The 14,898-nt window shown below is 58.2% G+C and carries 17 protein-coding genes; 12 read left to right on the top strand and 5 right to left on the bottom strand.

Translation table 11 applies throughout. The annotated features are described in order from the left end of the window. Positions 1–2 precede the first annotated feature (2 nt). Together puuE and K6L24_RS17000 are read left to right on the top strand one after the other, a co-directional pair. Entirely contained in the window at positions 3–962 is a 960-nt protein-coding gene (puuE, locus tag K6L24_RS17005) for an allantoinase PuuE (protein ID WP_062749251.1), read from the top strand. A gap of 165 nt (positions 963–1,127) precedes the next feature. Further along, positions 1,128–1,835: a helix-turn-helix transcriptional regulator gene (locus K6L24_RS17000; RefSeq protein ID WP_187509892.1), complete on the top strand. Its 708-nt coding sequence runs from the start codon at positions 1,128–1,130 to the stop codon at positions 1,833–1,835. A gap of 20 nt (positions 1,836–1,855) precedes the next feature. Here the strand turns inward: K6L24_RS17000 and K6L24_RS16995 are convergent, their stop codons facing one another. The 5 genes from K6L24_RS16995 to K6L24_RS16975 form a co-directional block, all read right to left on the bottom strand. Continuing rightward, on the bottom strand, positions 1,856–2,173 hold the full coding sequence (locus K6L24_RS16995) for a helix-turn-helix domain-containing protein (protein ID WP_306304618.1): 318 nt from the start codon (positions 2,171–2,173) through the stop codon (positions 1,856–1,858). Positions 2,174–2,281: 108 nt separating this feature from the next. Beyond that, positions 2,282–2,665: an oxalurate catabolism protein HpxZ gene (gene hpxZ / locus K6L24_RS16990; RefSeq protein WP_062749255.1), complete on the bottom strand. Its 384-nt coding sequence runs from the start codon at positions 2,663–2,665 to the stop codon at positions 2,282–2,284. Next, positions 2,655–4,064 carry an AtzE family amidohydrolase gene (locus tag K6L24_RS16985; protein WP_191928337.1) on the bottom strand — a complete coding sequence of 470 codons (1,410 nt, stop codon included), beginning with the start codon at positions 4,062–4,064 and terminating at the stop codon, positions 2,655–2,657. The genes hpxZ and K6L24_RS16985 overlap by 11 nt, the downstream gene beginning before the upstream one ends. Then, positions 4,061–4,249, bottom strand: coding sequence for an oxalurate catabolism protein HpxX (gene hpxX, locus K6L24_RS16980; protein WP_062749259.1), 189 nt, complete (start codon positions 4,247–4,249; stop codon positions 4,061–4,063). Before hpxX ends, K6L24_RS16985 begins: the two co-directional genes overlap by 4 nt. 21 nt (positions 4,250–4,270) lie before the next feature. After that, positions 4,271–5,857 carry a gamma-glutamyltransferase family protein gene (locus tag K6L24_RS16975; RefSeq protein ID WP_062749261.1) on the bottom strand — a complete coding sequence of 529 codons (1,587 nt, stop codon included), beginning with the start codon at positions 5,855–5,857 and terminating at the stop codon, positions 4,271–4,273. Between the two features lie 217 nt (positions 5,858–6,074). Here K6L24_RS16975 and hpxU point away from each other — a divergent pair, with 217 nt between their 5' ends. The 10 genes from hpxU (at position 6,075) to K6L24_RS16925 (ending at position 14,892) form a co-directional block, all read left to right on the top strand. Beyond that, positions 6,075–6,914, top strand: coding sequence for a MurR/RpiR family transcriptional regulator HpxU (gene hpxU / locus K6L24_RS16970; protein ID WP_062749263.1), 840 nt, complete (start codon positions 6,075–6,077; stop codon positions 6,912–6,914). A 262-nt stretch (positions 6,915–7,176) separates the two neighbouring features. After that, complete coding sequence (locus tag K6L24_RS16965; RefSeq protein WP_062749265.1) at positions 7,177–7,962, top strand: transporter substrate-binding domain-containing protein; 786 nt, start codon at positions 7,177–7,179, stop codon at positions 7,960–7,962. A 10-nt stretch (positions 7,963–7,972) separates the two neighbouring features. Beyond that, positions 7,973–8,638 carry an amino acid ABC transporter permease gene (locus K6L24_RS16960; protein ID WP_062749267.1) on the top strand — a complete coding sequence of 222 codons (666 nt, stop codon included), beginning with the start codon at positions 7,973–7,975 and terminating at the stop codon, positions 8,636–8,638. Further along, complete coding sequence (locus tag K6L24_RS16955) at positions 8,638–9,294, top strand: amino acid ABC transporter permease (RefSeq protein ID WP_062749269.1); 657 nt, start codon at positions 8,638–8,640, stop codon at positions 9,292–9,294. Before K6L24_RS16960 ends, K6L24_RS16955 begins: the two co-directional genes overlap by 1 nt. Further along, positions 9,275–10,009 carry an amino acid ABC transporter ATP-binding protein gene (locus tag K6L24_RS16950; protein ID WP_062749274.1) on the top strand — a complete coding sequence of 245 codons (735 nt, stop codon included), beginning with the start codon at positions 9,275–9,277 and terminating at the stop codon, positions 10,007–10,009. Before K6L24_RS16955 ends, K6L24_RS16950 begins: the two co-directional genes overlap by 20 nt. Before the next feature lie 143 nt (positions 10,010–10,152). After that, a complete protein-coding gene (locus K6L24_RS16945; RefSeq protein WP_222682338.1) occupies positions 10,153–11,391 on the top strand; it encodes a pyridoxal-phosphate-dependent aminotransferase family protein in 1,239 nt (412 codons plus the stop codon). After that, complete coding sequence (gene hpxK / locus K6L24_RS16940) at positions 11,388–12,647, top strand: allantoate amidohydrolase (RefSeq protein ID WP_062749278.1); 1,260 nt, start codon at positions 11,388–11,390, stop codon at positions 12,645–12,647. Before K6L24_RS16945 ends, hpxK begins: the two co-directional genes overlap by 4 nt. Continuing rightward, a complete protein-coding gene (uraD, locus tag K6L24_RS16935; RefSeq protein ID WP_118664577.1) occupies positions 12,644–13,138 on the top strand; it encodes a 2-oxo-4-hydroxy-4-carboxy-5-ureidoimidazoline decarboxylase in 495 nt (164 codons plus the stop codon). Before hpxK ends, uraD begins: the two co-directional genes overlap by 4 nt. Next, positions 13,135–13,470, top strand: a complete 336-nt coding sequence (uraH, locus tag K6L24_RS16930; protein ID WP_062749282.1) for a hydroxyisourate hydrolase — start codon at positions 13,135–13,137, stop codon at positions 13,468–13,470. Before uraD ends, uraH begins: the two co-directional genes overlap by 4 nt. A gap of 99 nt (positions 13,471–13,569) precedes the next feature. Further along, entirely contained in the window at positions 13,570–14,892 is a 1,323-nt protein-coding gene (locus K6L24_RS16925; protein ID WP_222681669.1) for a nucleobase:cation symporter-2 family protein, read from the top strand. The last annotated feature ends 6 nt before the right edge of the window (positions 14,893–14,898 follow it).

Raw genomic sequence — 14,898 nt, 5'->3', positions numbered from 1 at the left:
CGATGAGTAATACTTCGGAAAAAAAAGAGTACAGCTTCAACAAGAACTACCCGCGCGATCTGCGCGGTTACGCGGGTCAGCCTCCTCATGCGGCCTGGCCGGGTAAGGCGAAGATCGCCGTGCAGTTCGTCCTCAATTATGAAGAGGGTGCAGAAAATAACGTACTGCATGGTGATGCAGGCTCCGAGCAGTTTCTTTCCGATATTATAGGTGCTGCCAGTTACCCTGAGCGTCATATGTCGATGGACTCGCTGTATGAATACGGCTCCCGTGCCGGCTTCTGGCGTATCCACAATGAATTTCAGAAGCGGAATCTGCCGTTAACCGTATTCGGCGTAGCGATGGCGCTGGCACGGCACCCGGAGATCGTCGGGGCGATTAAAGCGGCGGATTATGATGTGGTGAGCCACGGCTGGCGCTGGATCCACTATCAGGGAATGGATGCAAAAACTGAACGGCAGCATATGCAACAGGCGCTTGATACGCTGACGGATTTGTTCGGTAAAACGCCCACTGGCTGGTACACCGGGCGGGACAGCCCCAACACGCGGCGGCTGGTGGTTGAGCAGGGCGGGCTGACCTATGACAGCGATTACTATGGTGATGACCTGCCATTCTGGACTCAGATCACCTGCCAGGACGGGACAGTAAAACCCCATCTTATTATTCCCTATACGCTTGAAACTAATGATATGCGTTTTGCCACGCCACAGGGCTTTAACACCGCAGAGCAGTTTTATACCTATCTGAAAGACAGTTTCGATGTGTTATATGAAGAAGGGAATGAGGCGCCGAAGATGCTGTCGATTGGCATGCATTGCCGACTGCTGGGGCGCCCTGGCCGTTTCCGCGCACTGCAACGTTTTCTGGACTATATCCAGCAGCATGATCGCGTCTGGATCTGTACCCGACAGCAGATCGCCGACCACTGGATCACAACACATCCTGCCCCCACGCTGTAATCCCTGCGGCGAGGATCACCCTCGCCCAGTTTCATCCCCCCTGAAAAATGGATTTATATTGATACAAAAATAAGGTTTATCTCGTTTCGCTTATGACGCTATCTGGAATAATGGATGAAGTTATTCTAAGCCATACTGCGTGAGTGATTGTTAAGGGACTACGAAATGAATAAAGAAAAAAAGGACAGTGAAATTCTCAGGATCATTAAACCGCTGGTTAAATTCTGGGAAAACAGTCGCGAGCCCTGGTGGGTGAAAAATTCAGAATCACAATTTGTGTATGCGAATAAAAAGCTGTGTGAATTTCTCGGCTTGCCAGAGGGCTATAATCCAGAAGGGCGCTATGATGGTGAGCTTCCGGTGGCTATCAGTGAATTTGAAGCACAATTTCAACACCATGACCGGATGGTGGAGAAAGTACGCGATCGCGTTACCTCGATTGTTATTCATAAATTTAACGGATTGGATTATCTGCAACCGTATTATGCGGACAAAATTCCACTGATGGATGAGAAAGGGAATGTGCTGGGCGTCATCCCGCACTGTCGGCCGGTTGAATCCGTATTTATTACACGGTTATCGAAAATAAAAATGCCCACTTCACTGGTGTTTACGCCACCCAGCAACCAGTTTACTGAAAAAGAGTGGGACATTATTTTCTATACCTGTCAGTCATTCACGCCAAAAATGATCGAGAAGGCGCTTGGCGTATCCAGTCGTACGGTTGAAGATATTCTTTGCCGTATTTATAAGAAGTCCGGGGTTGGAAATAAACGTGGGCTAATTGATTACTGTATTGAACAGGGGTTTAATAATTTTATCCCCAAAAATATCTTTCAGCAGTGTGAAACTATTATGCCTTTTGAGCGATAGTTTGACGCCATCAGGGGGCATCATTTCCCTCCTGATGGCACGGTTTTCTGGGAAACTGTCTGGCGATGTTTTTTTTCTTTACGTGCTGCATATCGGCTTGGCCAGATATCCGCAGGGTCAAGTCCCAGCAGTGCGGCGATAATCTTTTCTCCTTTCGGCCAGGGGCGTGCCAGGGCATTAGCCAGCGTGCCGCCAGCCAGTCCGTTGGCACGTGACAGCGAGGCGATAGAATAACCTTTCAGTCGTATAGCGCATTTTATTTCTTCACGATGCCAGTCTGCCGCAGGAGGCTCGTCTGGGGTTGTCATGGTGGTTTTTAGGGGAGCTAACAGCGTCATCTTTCTCTCCTGTAAGAATAAGTGAAGGAGAGTTTTATCATCGGCTGTCAGCGTGCACCACCGTGAGAATTACGGTAACAGAAAATTGAGGGAGACCTTTGGCGTCAATCAGTTCATCACACTGACCTGCGCGGCAACGATGCGCCAGCCACAGGGGAGTTTCACCCAGGTCTGCTGCTGACGGCCGATCCTGTCGCTGTTTTCACGGGTAAACTCGGTGCTGCATATGGCAAAGTCCTCGCCAAAGGTGGTGATCACCGTATTTCTTAAACGGCGAGCCAGGCCGGCGGAGGGGCGTGAAGCGCGAAAATCGCGAATGGCATCAATACCGTAAAGATTCTCCCCGGCACCCAGACGCACCGTGCGCCGGTCATGCCAGAAAAGCTCATCCAGCACGGGGATATTATTGCTCACCAGCGCCTCTTCGTAACGATAAAAAGCGGCGGTGACCTCAGCCAGTATCGTCGGACGATCAATATCATCACTGTTCATGTTGTGGCTCCATCGTGGCCGGGGTCGCCTGCGTGATGCCCATTTGCTCCAGCGCACTGGCAACCCGCAGACAGGCGGCTTCGTTAAAGGGCGCAGCAATCAGCTGCAGGCCAATGGGCAGGCCGTGAGCGGTACGCAATGGAACTGTGGTCACCGGCAGGCCGAGAAATGAAATGGGTTGGGTCAGCATGCCCATACTGGCGCGGATCGGCAGATCGGTGTCGTTAATGCGCATCGTCTCCTGGCCGATGACCGTCGCACTGGTCGGTGTCGCCGGTGCAATCAGCACATCCACCTGTTCAAAGATCGGCAGCACCTGTTGCTGGAAGTGGCGACGAAAACGCTGCGCCTGCACATACCATGCCGCCGGGATCATCGCTCCCGCAAGCAGACGCTCACGTGACAGCGGTTCAAACCGTTGCGGAGAGTGGCGTAGCGCGGGCAGGTAGTGATTCCCCCCCTCGGACGCGGTGAGAATAAATGCCGCGGTTCGCGCCAGTTCCGCATCCGGCAGCACCACCTCCTCGCGGGCGTTAAGCGCGGCGGCGATCCGTGCCACTGCGGCACGGGCATCGTCATCGCACCACTGCTGAAAGTACCCTCCCAGCACGCCGCAGCGCAGGCCATCAATGCCCTGTTCCAGCTGCGGGCTGACGGCTTGCACAGGGCGATCGGCCTGGAAGCCGTCAGCAGGGTCGTGACCTTGTAATAAATCGTAGACGTGCGTCAGGTCGCTGACGCGACGGGCAAGCGGGCCGATATGATCGAGGCTGGCGACAAACGGCTGGCTGCCGCTGCGCGACAGGCGGCCAAACGTGGGTTTCAGTCCGAAGATGCCGCAGAGTGAAGCGGGGACGCGGATCGACCCGTTGGTGTCGGTGCCGAGGGAAAAGTGAACCAGTCCTGCGGCGACGGCTGCTGCGGAACCTCCGGACGAGCCTCCTGCAATCCGCGCCGGATCGTGAGGGTTGCGGGTGGCACCGTAATGCGTGTTTTCCGTGGTGAACCCGTAGGCGTAAGCATCCATATTCAGCATGCCTGACAGCAGCCCCCCGTAGCTGGCCAGCTTGTGTACCGCCCATGCATCCTGCTGCGCCGCCGGACGGTCGCTGAACAGTCGGGCACCTGCCAGCGTGGTGTGCCCTGCGACATCGAACAGATTTTTGACAGCGTAGGGGATCCCGGCCAGTGCTGGCAGGGACTGGTTTTGATGTTTCAGGCGATCAAGGCGATCGGCCTCCTGCAACATACGATCCTGAGTGATATGGGTCCAGGCATTGAGTGTCGGATTATGCTGCTCAATCAGGGTCAGCGTTTGCCGGGCGATCTCGCGCGCGCTGAGATCGCCACGGGCCAGCGCGTGCGTCAGTTCGGCAATGGAAAGGGCGGCCAGATTCATGCTTTATACACTCCGGCCACTTCCAGACGCTCATCCAGCGGGAATGCCATCAGCGGAGCAGCCATTCCGGCAATACGGCTGAACTGCACCCGCAGTTCAGCACGACGTGCATCGTCAATTTCCAGCGCCAGCACCTGCTCCATCTGGGTGATATAGTCTGCCCAGTCGGGCGTCGTTGGTGTCATGCTCATCTCCTGTTTATGCTGTCAAAACCCGGCCGCACTGCCGTTGCTGCGCGGATCGAATGCCCCTTCGAACATCCCGTTAATATGCCGGACAATGGCCCCGGCGTGACCCACGGCTTCGCTATAGTCAGGCAGCAGCTCGACCTCGTGTCCCAGCGCCCTGAGCGTGGCAACGGTGTCAGTGGAAAAACGGCCTTCCAGCTTGAGCGAATCGGAAGCCTGGCCCCAGGTACGTCCAAGCAGCCAGCGGGGGGCGCTGACGGCCTGCTGTAACCCCATGCCCTGTACCACATGGCGGGTGAATATCGCCGCCTGGGTCTGGGGCTGACCATCTCCTCCCATGGATCCATAAACCATCGTCCGGCCGTCGTTCAGCCTGGCAGCGGCAGGGTTTAGGGTGTGGAAGGGTTGCTTACCGGGCAGCAGCGCCAGAAGATGGTCGGGATCGAGGCTGAAGGCCGCGCCGCGATTTTGCCAGGTGATACCGGTACCGGGGAGGACCACGCCGCTGCCAAACTCGTGATATATGCTTTGAATAAAGGAAACTGCCAGCCCGCTGCTGTCCATCACTCCCATCCAGACCGTATCTCCCGGCCCTTTACCGCTGCCCCATGGTGCCGCCTGACTGAGATCGATCTGTGCTGCCATCTGCCGCAGAAGATCGCTGTCGAGCAGCGTCTGCATCTCTTCACGCATGTGCAGGGGATCGGTGATGTACTGGTCGCGGAGGCCAAAGGCCAGCTTGGTCGCTTCCACAATGCGATGCACAGTCTGGGCTTCGTCGGCATCCGCCATCTCAAGGTGGTCGGTCATGCCGAGAATGGCCAGTGACACCACGCCCTGAGTGGGCGGGGTCATGTTGAATACGTCACCGTACTGGTGGCGAATACGCAGCGGCGTGCGGCGTTTTGCCTGCTGACGGTTCAGATCTTCCAGCGTAACGGGCATGCCCAGGCGTGACATTTCAGTGGCCATCTGTCGGGCGAGCGGGCCGCGATAAAAACTGTCCAGCCCCGCTTCCGCCAGATGAATCAGGGTGTTTGCCAGGTCAGGTTGGGTGAAGCGGCTGCCGATGCGGGGAACCTCGCCGTCGGGTAAAAAGGTGGCCGCGAATCCGGGTTGGTGCATCAGCTCTGCCTGTTTACTGGCGGTGGCATCAGCCTGAGAGGCGGTGACCGGAATGCCGTCGGCGGCATAGCGGATTGCATCGGCCAGCAGGCGCGGCAGGGGGCGCTGCTCGCCGCCCATTTCCCGTGACATCGTCAGTGCTTCAGCCCAGCCGCTGACTGTCCCTGCTACGGTCAGCGCCGATTTCGGACCGCGATGGGGAATGGTGCTACTGCCCTGGTAGAAATCGGGCGTAGCCAGCGCGCCGGCGGCCCCGCTGGCATCAATGGCCACCGGATCACCCTTGGGAGGGACGATCAGCCAGAAACCATCGCCTCCCAGGCCATTCATGTGGGGGTAAACCACCGCGATGGTCGCGGCGGCGGCAACCATCGCCTCAATCGCGTTACCGCCTTCTCGCAAAATACCCAGTGCGCTCTCACTCGCCAGGTGGTGCGGCGTCACGGCCATCCCCAGAGGGGCCATATTGCTTTGATTCATTCCATTCCCATCAATCAGATTACAGATGCGTTGACTAAAGCAATAGCCGTTCCAGTTTGTCGAGCATCATGCTGTTACCAATTGAATATGTGTCGGTCAGCTCCGGTTTTGAGGTAAAAGTTTGCTGATTTTTCGCCGCCGTCGTCCCCTGCTACAGACAGGCACGTTATTTGTATATCATCCTGAGGATGAAACGAACGTTACAGGGTCAAACACCATGATGCAGCTTGATGAACGCCTGCGCAGTCAGTACGCGCAGCTTTCCCCGCAGGAACAGCGTATCGCTGATTTTGTTTTCGACCATTTCGATGATTTGATCAGCTACAACAGTGCCGATCTGGCTCGCCTGAGCGGGGCGTCCAAAGCCACAGTAAGCCGCCTGTTTAAACGCCTGGGCTATGAAAAATATAAAGACATGCGTGATGAGCTGCGAACCCTGCGCCAGAGCGGGATGCCACTGACGGACAACCGCGATGCGGTGCAGGGGAATACGCTGCTGGCCCGCCATTACAAACAGGAAATGGCCAACCTGACCCGGTGGGTTAACGACGTTGATGCCGGCCATTTTGGTGAAGTCGTTCAGGCGCTGGCAAACAGTAAACGCCTGTTTATCATCGGCATGCGCAATGCCTACCCGGTTGCCCTGCATCTGCGCCAGCAGCTGTTACAGGCCCGGACTCAGGTTCAGCTGCTGCCGCAGCCAGGACAGACGCTGTCTGAAGAGCTGGTGGATCTTACCCCGGAGGATATGGTGGTGGTAATGGCTTTCCGCCGCCGTCCACGCATTATCCGGCCTCTGCTGCAGCAATTGCAGCATCACGGTATTCCAACACTGGTGCTGTGCGAGCCTCAGGCACAGGCGGTGATGGCGCTGGCGCGCTGGCAGCTCTGCGCCCCACTGGACAGCGTGTCGGCCTTTGACAGCTATGCGGCAGCCAACAGTCTGATCAACCTGCTGGCCAATGCCGTATTGCACCAATTATTAAGTGACGGTCGCCAGCGTATTCACCAGATTGCCGACCTTTACGGGCAGCTGGATGAGCTGGAACAACGTTAGTGGGGCACTCTTATGGTGCTTTGCATGATTTTGGGGCGCCCTGTTGCGCCCCTTTTTATCGTCTTTTAATGGACAAAACGGTTACTTTTTTCTTCCTGAATCGGCTTTTTTTATATTAATAATCTGCTGTTACAGGCTTTTTTACGTCCGGCCTGCACTGAAATGCAGAAATTTCTGGCCCACCTCTCGCGCTGGCACATTAGTTGCAATTAAATTTTTTAAGAATCTTTCGTTTCATGATGTATTAACCGGGGAAGTGAAGATGAAAAAAGGCTTATTCGCATTACTGGCAGGTGCCGTGCTGTTTTCTCAGGCAATAGTAGCCCATGCCGACCAGCTGCAGGACATTGAAAAACGTGGTGTTATCCGCATCGCGGTCCCACAGGACTTCCCGCCGTTTGGATCGGTCGGCACCGATTTACAGCCGCAGGGCTATGACATTGATATGGCAAAGTACCTGGCGAAACAGATGAAACTTAAGTTGCAGTTGGTGCCGGTCACCAGCGCCAACCGCGTCCCTTATCTGCAGACGGATAAAGTGGATCTGGTGATCTCCAGCCTGGGCAAAAATCCGGAGCGCGAGAAAGTGATCGACTTCAGCCGCGCCTATGCACCGTTCTTCCTCGGCGTGTTCGGGCCAAAAGACGGGGCGCTGAAAGAGGCTGCAGGTCTGAGCGGCAAATCCATTGGCGTCACTCGTGGGGCCGTCGAAGACATGGTGCTGACCGGGATCGCACCGAAAGATGCCCAGGTGAAGCGTTACGAAGACAATAACACCACGCTGTCGGCTTACCTTTCCGGTCAGGTGGAGTATGTTGCCACAGGAAACCTGGTAGTGGCCGCCATCGCCCGCCAGCAGGCAGATAAAGCCCCGGTCGCGAAATTTATGCTGAAAGATTCCCCGTGCTTCATCGGTATGAAGAAAAATGAGCCCGCGCTGAAAGCGAAAGTGGATGCGCTGATCGTTCAGGCGATTAAAGATAAAACGCTGAACGGGCTTTCCGAGCAGTGGCTGAAGGCTCCGCTGCCCGCCGATCTCGGCGCGTAAGGGCTGACCAATGATTGGGCAACTGAATTTTCCTGCGCTGTGGCCCTTCTGGCCGGAATTACTTTCCGGCCTGTGGGTGACCATCCAACTGACAGTGATGGCAACGGTGGGCGGTGTAGGGCTGGGCATTCTGGGAGCGGCGCTGCGTAGCGGCACGCCTTCGCTGTTCAGCCGCCTCTGGGGCGTGTATGTCGAACTGATCCGCAATACGCCGTTTGTCGTACAGCTGTTTTTTATCGTGTTTGGTCTGCCCAATCTCGGCCTGAAGCTGACCGCCGGGGAAGCGGCGCTGCTGGCCATGCTGATTAATCTCGGCGCCTACAGTACGGAAATTATCCGGGCCGGTATTCAGGTGACGCCGAAAGGGCAGTGGGAGGCAGGGCGTGTGTTGGGCCTGACCCGTACGCAGACTTTTATCCGGGTGGTGCTGCCGCCCTCGATGAAGCGTATTTATCCTGCGCTGGTCAGCCAGTGCATCATCGTGATGCTGGGCTCCTCGGTGGTGTCACAGGTCTCCTATGAAGAGCTGACCTTTGCCGCCAACCTGATCCAGTCGCGCACCTTTTTAAGCTTTGAGGTTTATCTGGTGACCACGCTGATGTATCTGGCGCTGTCGATTGCCATGCGTCAGCTGTTACTGGCGGCGGGGCGTAAGTGGTTTGGAGAGCAGCCATGATGACAACCTTTACTGACTGGGACATTCTGCGCAATCTGCTGCTGGCGGCCCGCTGGACCATCGCTCTGTCGCTGACGGCCTTTTTCGGCGGCACGCTGGTGGCAATGCCGCTGGTGATGGTGCGCCTGAGTGGGCGTCGCTGGCCAAACCGGATGATCCGCTGCTATATCGAACTGTTCCAGGGTACGCCGCTGCTGATGCAGCTCTTCCTGGCCTTCTTCGGTGTGGCGCTGTTTGGTCTGGATGTGTCGCCGTGGACGGCGGCGTCGCTGGCGCTGACCTTCTACACCAGTGCTTTTCTGGTGGATATCTGGCACGGCAGCATTAAAGCCCTGCCGAAAGGGCAGTGGGAGGCGTGTCGCTGCCTCGGCCTGAGCTTTGGTCAGACGCTCTGGCGTGTGGTATTGCCACAGGCGCTGCGCGTGGGGATCGCCCCCACTGTCGGCTTTGCCGTCCAGGTGGTGAAAGGCACCGCGCTGGCTTCCATTATCGGCTTTATAGAGCTGACCAAGGCCGGCACCATTTTGAACAACGTGACCTATCAGCCCTTTAAAGTTTTCGGGTTAGTGGCCCTCGGCTATTTCCTGATGTGTTATCCGCTGTCACGCTACAGCCAGTATCTGGAGAAGAAATTCAATGCCGCTCATCACCATTAATCAGGTGCAGAAATACTATGGCGACAATCACGTACTGAAAGGCGTGGATCTCGACGTCGATATGGGTGAAGTGATCTCCATTATCGGCCGCAGCGGATCGGGGAAAAGCACCCTGCTACGCTGCATTAACGGGCTGGAAGGCTATCAGGAGGGCAGTATTAAACTCGGCGGGATGACCATTACCGATCGCGATGCCCAGGCGCGGGATATCAGCCGCTCCGTCGGGATGGTCTTCCAGAACTTCAATCTGTTTCCGCATATGACGGCGCTGGAAAACGTGATGCTGGCCCCCCGGCGGGTGCTGAAAAAGAAAGAGGCGGAATGCCGCGAGCTGGCCGCCCGGATGCTGGAAAAAGTCGGTCTGGGCGACCGGATAGATTACTATCCAGCCAACCTTTCCGGCGGGCAGCAGCAGCGCGTAGCGATAGCACGTGCGCTGGCCATGTCACCTAAAGTGCTGCTGTGCGATGAGATCACCTCCGCGCTGGATCCGGAACTGGTGGGGGAAGTGTTGAAAGTGCTGGAGCAACTGGCAAAAGAGGGCATGACGCTGATCCTCGTAACGCACGAAATGAATTTTGCCCGCGAGGTCGGTGACCGCGTGGTGTTTATGCACCAGGGGCGGGTGTGGGAGCAGGGCGACAGTAAAACCGTCTTCTCTGATCCACAAACCCATGAACTGAAACAATTTATCTCCTCGGTGCGTGGGCTTTAGGCTACTTTGTTTGTCGTTTTGAACCCGGTCAGTGCTCAGAATCCTCACGTACGACGTGTACGCTCCGGTTCTTGCGCGCTGTCTGTGTTCAAACTACCTGCACCAGTAACGCCTATGGGGTTATTTCAATACAGGAATCGATGATGGATTTATCTACATTTACCCAGATTAACCCGCCGCAGCGCCTGCTGATGGGGCCGGGACCGATCAACGCCGATCCGCGCGTATTGCGTGCGATGTCCAGCCAACTGCTTGGGCAGTACGATCCGGCCATGACGCAGTACATGAACGAAGTGATGGCGCTGTATCGCGGCGTGTTCCGTACCGAAAACCGCTGGACGATGCTGATCGACGGGACCTCACGCGCCGGAATTGAAGCGATCCTGCTGTCAGCGATCCGCCCCGGCGATAAAGTGCTGGTACCGGTATTTGGCCGCTTCGGCCATCTGCTCTGCGAAATTGCCCGCCGCTGCCGTGCGGAAGTCCACACCATTGACGTGCCGTGGGGCGAGGTATTTACCCCGGACCAGATTGAAGACGCGATTAAAAAAGTCAGGCCACGCCTGCTGCTGACGGTGCAGGGGGACACGTCTACTACCATGCTGCAGCCGCTGGAAGAGCTGGGAGCAATCTGTAAAAAATATGGCGTGCTGTTCTATACCGATGCCACCGCTTCACTCGCCGGCAACAGGCTGGAAACTGATGCCTGGGGCCTGGATGCGGTCTCTGTGGGGATGCAGAAATGCCTGGGCGGGCCATCGGGGACCTCGCCGATCACCCTCAGTCCGGTGATGGAAGAAACGATCCGTAAGCGCAAATGCGTGGAGGCGGGGATCCGCACCGATGCTCATCAGGATGGTGATGATGAGATGATCTGGTCCAATTATTTCGATCTCGGCATGATCATGGACTACTGGGGCCCCGAACGTCTTAACCACCACACCGAAGCGACGTCGGCGCTGTTTGGCGCCCGCGAGTGTGCCCGCCTGATCCTTGAGGAGGGGCTGGATAACGGCATCGCCCGCCACAAGCTGCACGGAGAAGCGATGCTGAAAGGCATTCAGGGCATGGGACTGGATACCTTCGGCGATCTGAGCCACAAAATGAATAACGTGCTGGGCGTGATGATCCCTGCGGGGGTTAACGGCGATCAGGTCCGTCAGCTGATGCTGGACGATTTCGGCATTGAGATTGGCACCTCCTTTGGCCCGCTGATTGGCAAGGTATGGCGCATCGGCACCATGGGATATAACGCCCGTAAAGACTGCGTGATGCAGACCCTGAGCGCGCTGGAGTCGGTGCTGAATTATGTGGGTTTCCGCAGTACTCAGGGGGCGGCGATGCAGGCCGCCTGGGACCACTACAACGGGAGTCGCGGATGAGCGAGTGCCTGATGAATGCCACGGCCGCTGCCGCCGCTGCGGCGCGCGTCATGGCCCGCTGTGATGCGCTGGCTGAAATCAGTGAAACCCCGGGTTACCTGACCCGTGTCTATCTGTCGCCGGAGCACCTGCGTGCGAATGCGATGGTCGGCAAGTGGATGAAAGCCGCCGGCATGCAGGTCTGGCAGGACAGCGTGGGCAATATCTGCGGACGCTATGAAGGGCAGCGTGAGGATGCGAAAGCGGTACTGCTGGGCTCGCATCTGGATACGGTACGCAACGCCGGGCGCTATGACGGCATGCTGGGCGTGCTGACGGCGATTGAAACGGTGCAGTATCTGCACGATCGCGGCCAGCGCCTGCCGCTGGCGGTCGAGATCATCGGCTTCGCGGACGAAGAGGGCACGCGCTTTGGCATTACCCTGCTGGGCAGCCGGGGCCTGACCGGCACCTGGCCGTCACACTGGCTGACCCATCCGGACGGCAACAGTATTACCGTCGGGCAGGCGATGAAAGATATTGGCTTCAACCCCGATCTGCTGTGGCAGGCGGCGCGCGACGTTGAGGATTTCGTTGCTTACCTGGAGTTACATATTGAGCAGGGCCCGTGCCTGGAGCAGGCGCAGCTGGCGCTGGGGGTCGTGACGGCAATTAACGGCGCGCGGCGTCTCAACTGTCGTTTTACCGGGGAGGCCGGACACGCCGGGACGGTGCCGATGAGCCACCGTAAAGATGCGTTGGCAGCAGCGGCAGAGTGGATGGTGTTTATCGAACAGCGCACACCGCAGCTGGATCCACAGCTGGTCGCGACGGTAGGAACCCTACAGTGCCAGCCCGGGGCGGTGAACGTCATTCCGGGAGAGGTGACGCTGACGCTGGACGTGCGCGGCCCGGAAGACCAGCTGCTGGCGGCGCTGCTGTCTGAACTGCTGGTTCAGGGCGAAGCCATTGCCCTGCGGCGTGGCCTGAGCTTCAGCGCAGAGGAGTATTACCAGATCCCGGCCACGCGCTGTGATGAAGGCTTACAGACTGCGCTGACGCAAGCCGTCGGCACCGTTCAGGGCCGCAGCCTGTCGCTGCCCAGCGGAGCCGGACACGATGCCATTGCCATCGCTGAACGCTGGCCGGTCGGGATGTTGTTTGTGCGCTGCGATCGCGGCATCAGCCACCATCCTGCGGAATCCGTGACCCCGCAGGATGTGGCGCTGGCCGTACAGGCTTACGTGCAGGCCGTGGCGGCGGTGGCCGAAAAATGAATCTTACCCAGTTCAACCAGGCCAGCGCTGACGAGGCGCAGCGTAGCATTGCGCACTGCGTGGCACTGCCTGAGTGGGCCGCGCGTCTGACAGATGCGCGGCCCTACGCCTCGCTGGCAGCCCTGCTGAAACAGGCGGACAGCGTGGCACAGCAGTGGGACAGTACCGCGCTGATGCGGGCACTCTCTGCTCACCCGCGCATTGGTGAGCGGGCGGCGGGCGGCGGAAAAGAAGCGGCCATGTCGGGTAACGAACAGGCCCTGGTGAACAGCGCCGATACGGAACTTGCCCGGGCCTTACGCGCGGGCAATGCTGACTATGAACAGCGTTTTGGCCGGGTGTTTCTGATCCGCGCCAAAGGGCGCAGCGGCCGGCAGATCCTGGCCGAGTTACAGCGTCGCCTGAACAACGACGCGCAGCAGGAGGAGCGAGAAGCGCTCGACCAGCTGCGTGAAATTACGCTTTTACGTCTGGAGGAGACATTCCGGTGAGCACCCTTACCACGCATATCCTGGACACGGCGCTGGGGAAACCCGCCGCCGGCGTGACCATTGCCCTTGAACAGAAGGGCAGTGAGGGCTGGCAACTGCTGGCATCTGGCATGACCAACGCCGACGGCCGGGTCAGCGATCTGACGCCCGACGGGCTGGCCGCGGGCCGCTATCGCCTGACAGCCGCTATCGGCGACTATTTTGCCGCCGACGGACGGGAAACGCTCTACGTCAACGCCCGCATCGACTTTGTCATTGCCGCCCCCGGCAGCCACTACCATTTACCTTTTCTGATCACCCCGTGGTCCTGGTCCACCTATCGTGGGTCATAAACCGTACCCGTGACGGCAGCGGGTGGCCGGAAAGCCTCCTTGGGTGAACCCGCTTTTCCGGGCCGCCCGTCAACCTGCATAAAACGAAAAGGCACCATTATGAGCGTCAGGCCAGAAGATACGCGTTATCCGGCAGGCAAGGCTTTTGCCTGGGGTTTACAGCATGTGTTAACCATGTACGGCGGAATTATTGCTCCCCCACTGATTATTGGTTCAGCCGCCGGGCTGAGTGCCAGCGAGCTGGGTATCCTGGTGACGGCTGCGCTGTTTGTCAGCGGCTGCGCCACGCTGCTTCAGGCGCTGGGTATGCCCGGATTCGGTTCACGGCTGCCGCTGGTACAGGGCGTCTCTTTTGCCGGGGTGGCCACCATGGTGACGCTGGTCACCAGTGAAGGCGGCCTGCCGGTGGTGTTCGGCGCGGTGATGGCGTCCTCGCTGCTTGGTCTGCTGATTGCCCCGCTGTTTGCGCATATCCTTCGCTTTTTCCCCCCGGTGGTGACCGGGACGGTGATAGCGGTGATCGGCCTGTCGCTGATGCCGGTGGCGGCACGCTGGGCGATGGGGGGCAACCCTCATGCGGCAGGCTGGGGGTCAACCGACAATATCGGTCTGGCGGCGGTGACGCTGGTGATGGTACTGCTGTTAAATCGCCTGGGCAGTGCCGCGGTAAGACGGCTGGCGGTCCTGCTGGCAATGGCCTGTGGAACCGGTGTCGCGCTGTTCACCGGGCAGGCAAGCTTCGCCGGCGTGGCGCAGGGGGACTGGCTGGCTCTGCCGGGCGTAATGACCTTTGGCATGCCGGTATTTGATGTGGCGGCCATAGTCTCGATGACGCTGATTGTGCTGGTGCTGCTGACCGAAACCACCGCCGGACTGATAGCCATTGGCGATATTGTGGGTACGGAGGTGGACGGAAAGCGCATCGCCCGCGGCCTGCGCGCCGATATGCTGACCAGCGCACTGGCGCCGCTGTTCAACTCCTTTCCGCAGAGTGCTTTCGCGCAGAATATCGGGCTGGTGGCGATGACCGGGGTGAAAAGTCGCTTCGTGGTCGCCGCGGGAGGCGTCATTCTGGTGATGCTGGGTTTTTTACCGGTGCTGGGCAGAGTCGTGGCGGCTATACCGCTGCCCGTTCTTGGTGGGGCGGGCGTGGTGCTGTTTGGTACCGTGGCGGCCAGCGGCATTCGCACCCTGGCAAAGGTGGATTATAAAGACAATATGAACCTGGTGATTGTTGCCACCTCGATTGCCTTCGGCATGATCCCGATTGTCATGCCGACCTTCTACGACCAGTTTCCCGGCTGGGTGCGGACCCTTTTTCATTCCGGCATCAGCGCCACCTGCCTGGTATCGGTGATGCTGAACCTGCTGTTTAACCGGGTATCCTCGGGGCGATCGGAAAAAGTTGTGGCCCGCTCCTAGGGGGGG

The sequence above is a fragment of the Erwinia persicina genome (assembly GCF_019844095.1).
Taxonomy (GTDB): domain Bacteria; phylum Pseudomonadota; class Gammaproteobacteria; order Enterobacterales; family Enterobacteriaceae; genus Erwinia; species Erwinia persicina.
Note: the sequence above shows the minus strand (reverse complement) of the source record. Positions and strands in the feature narration are given on the sequence as shown.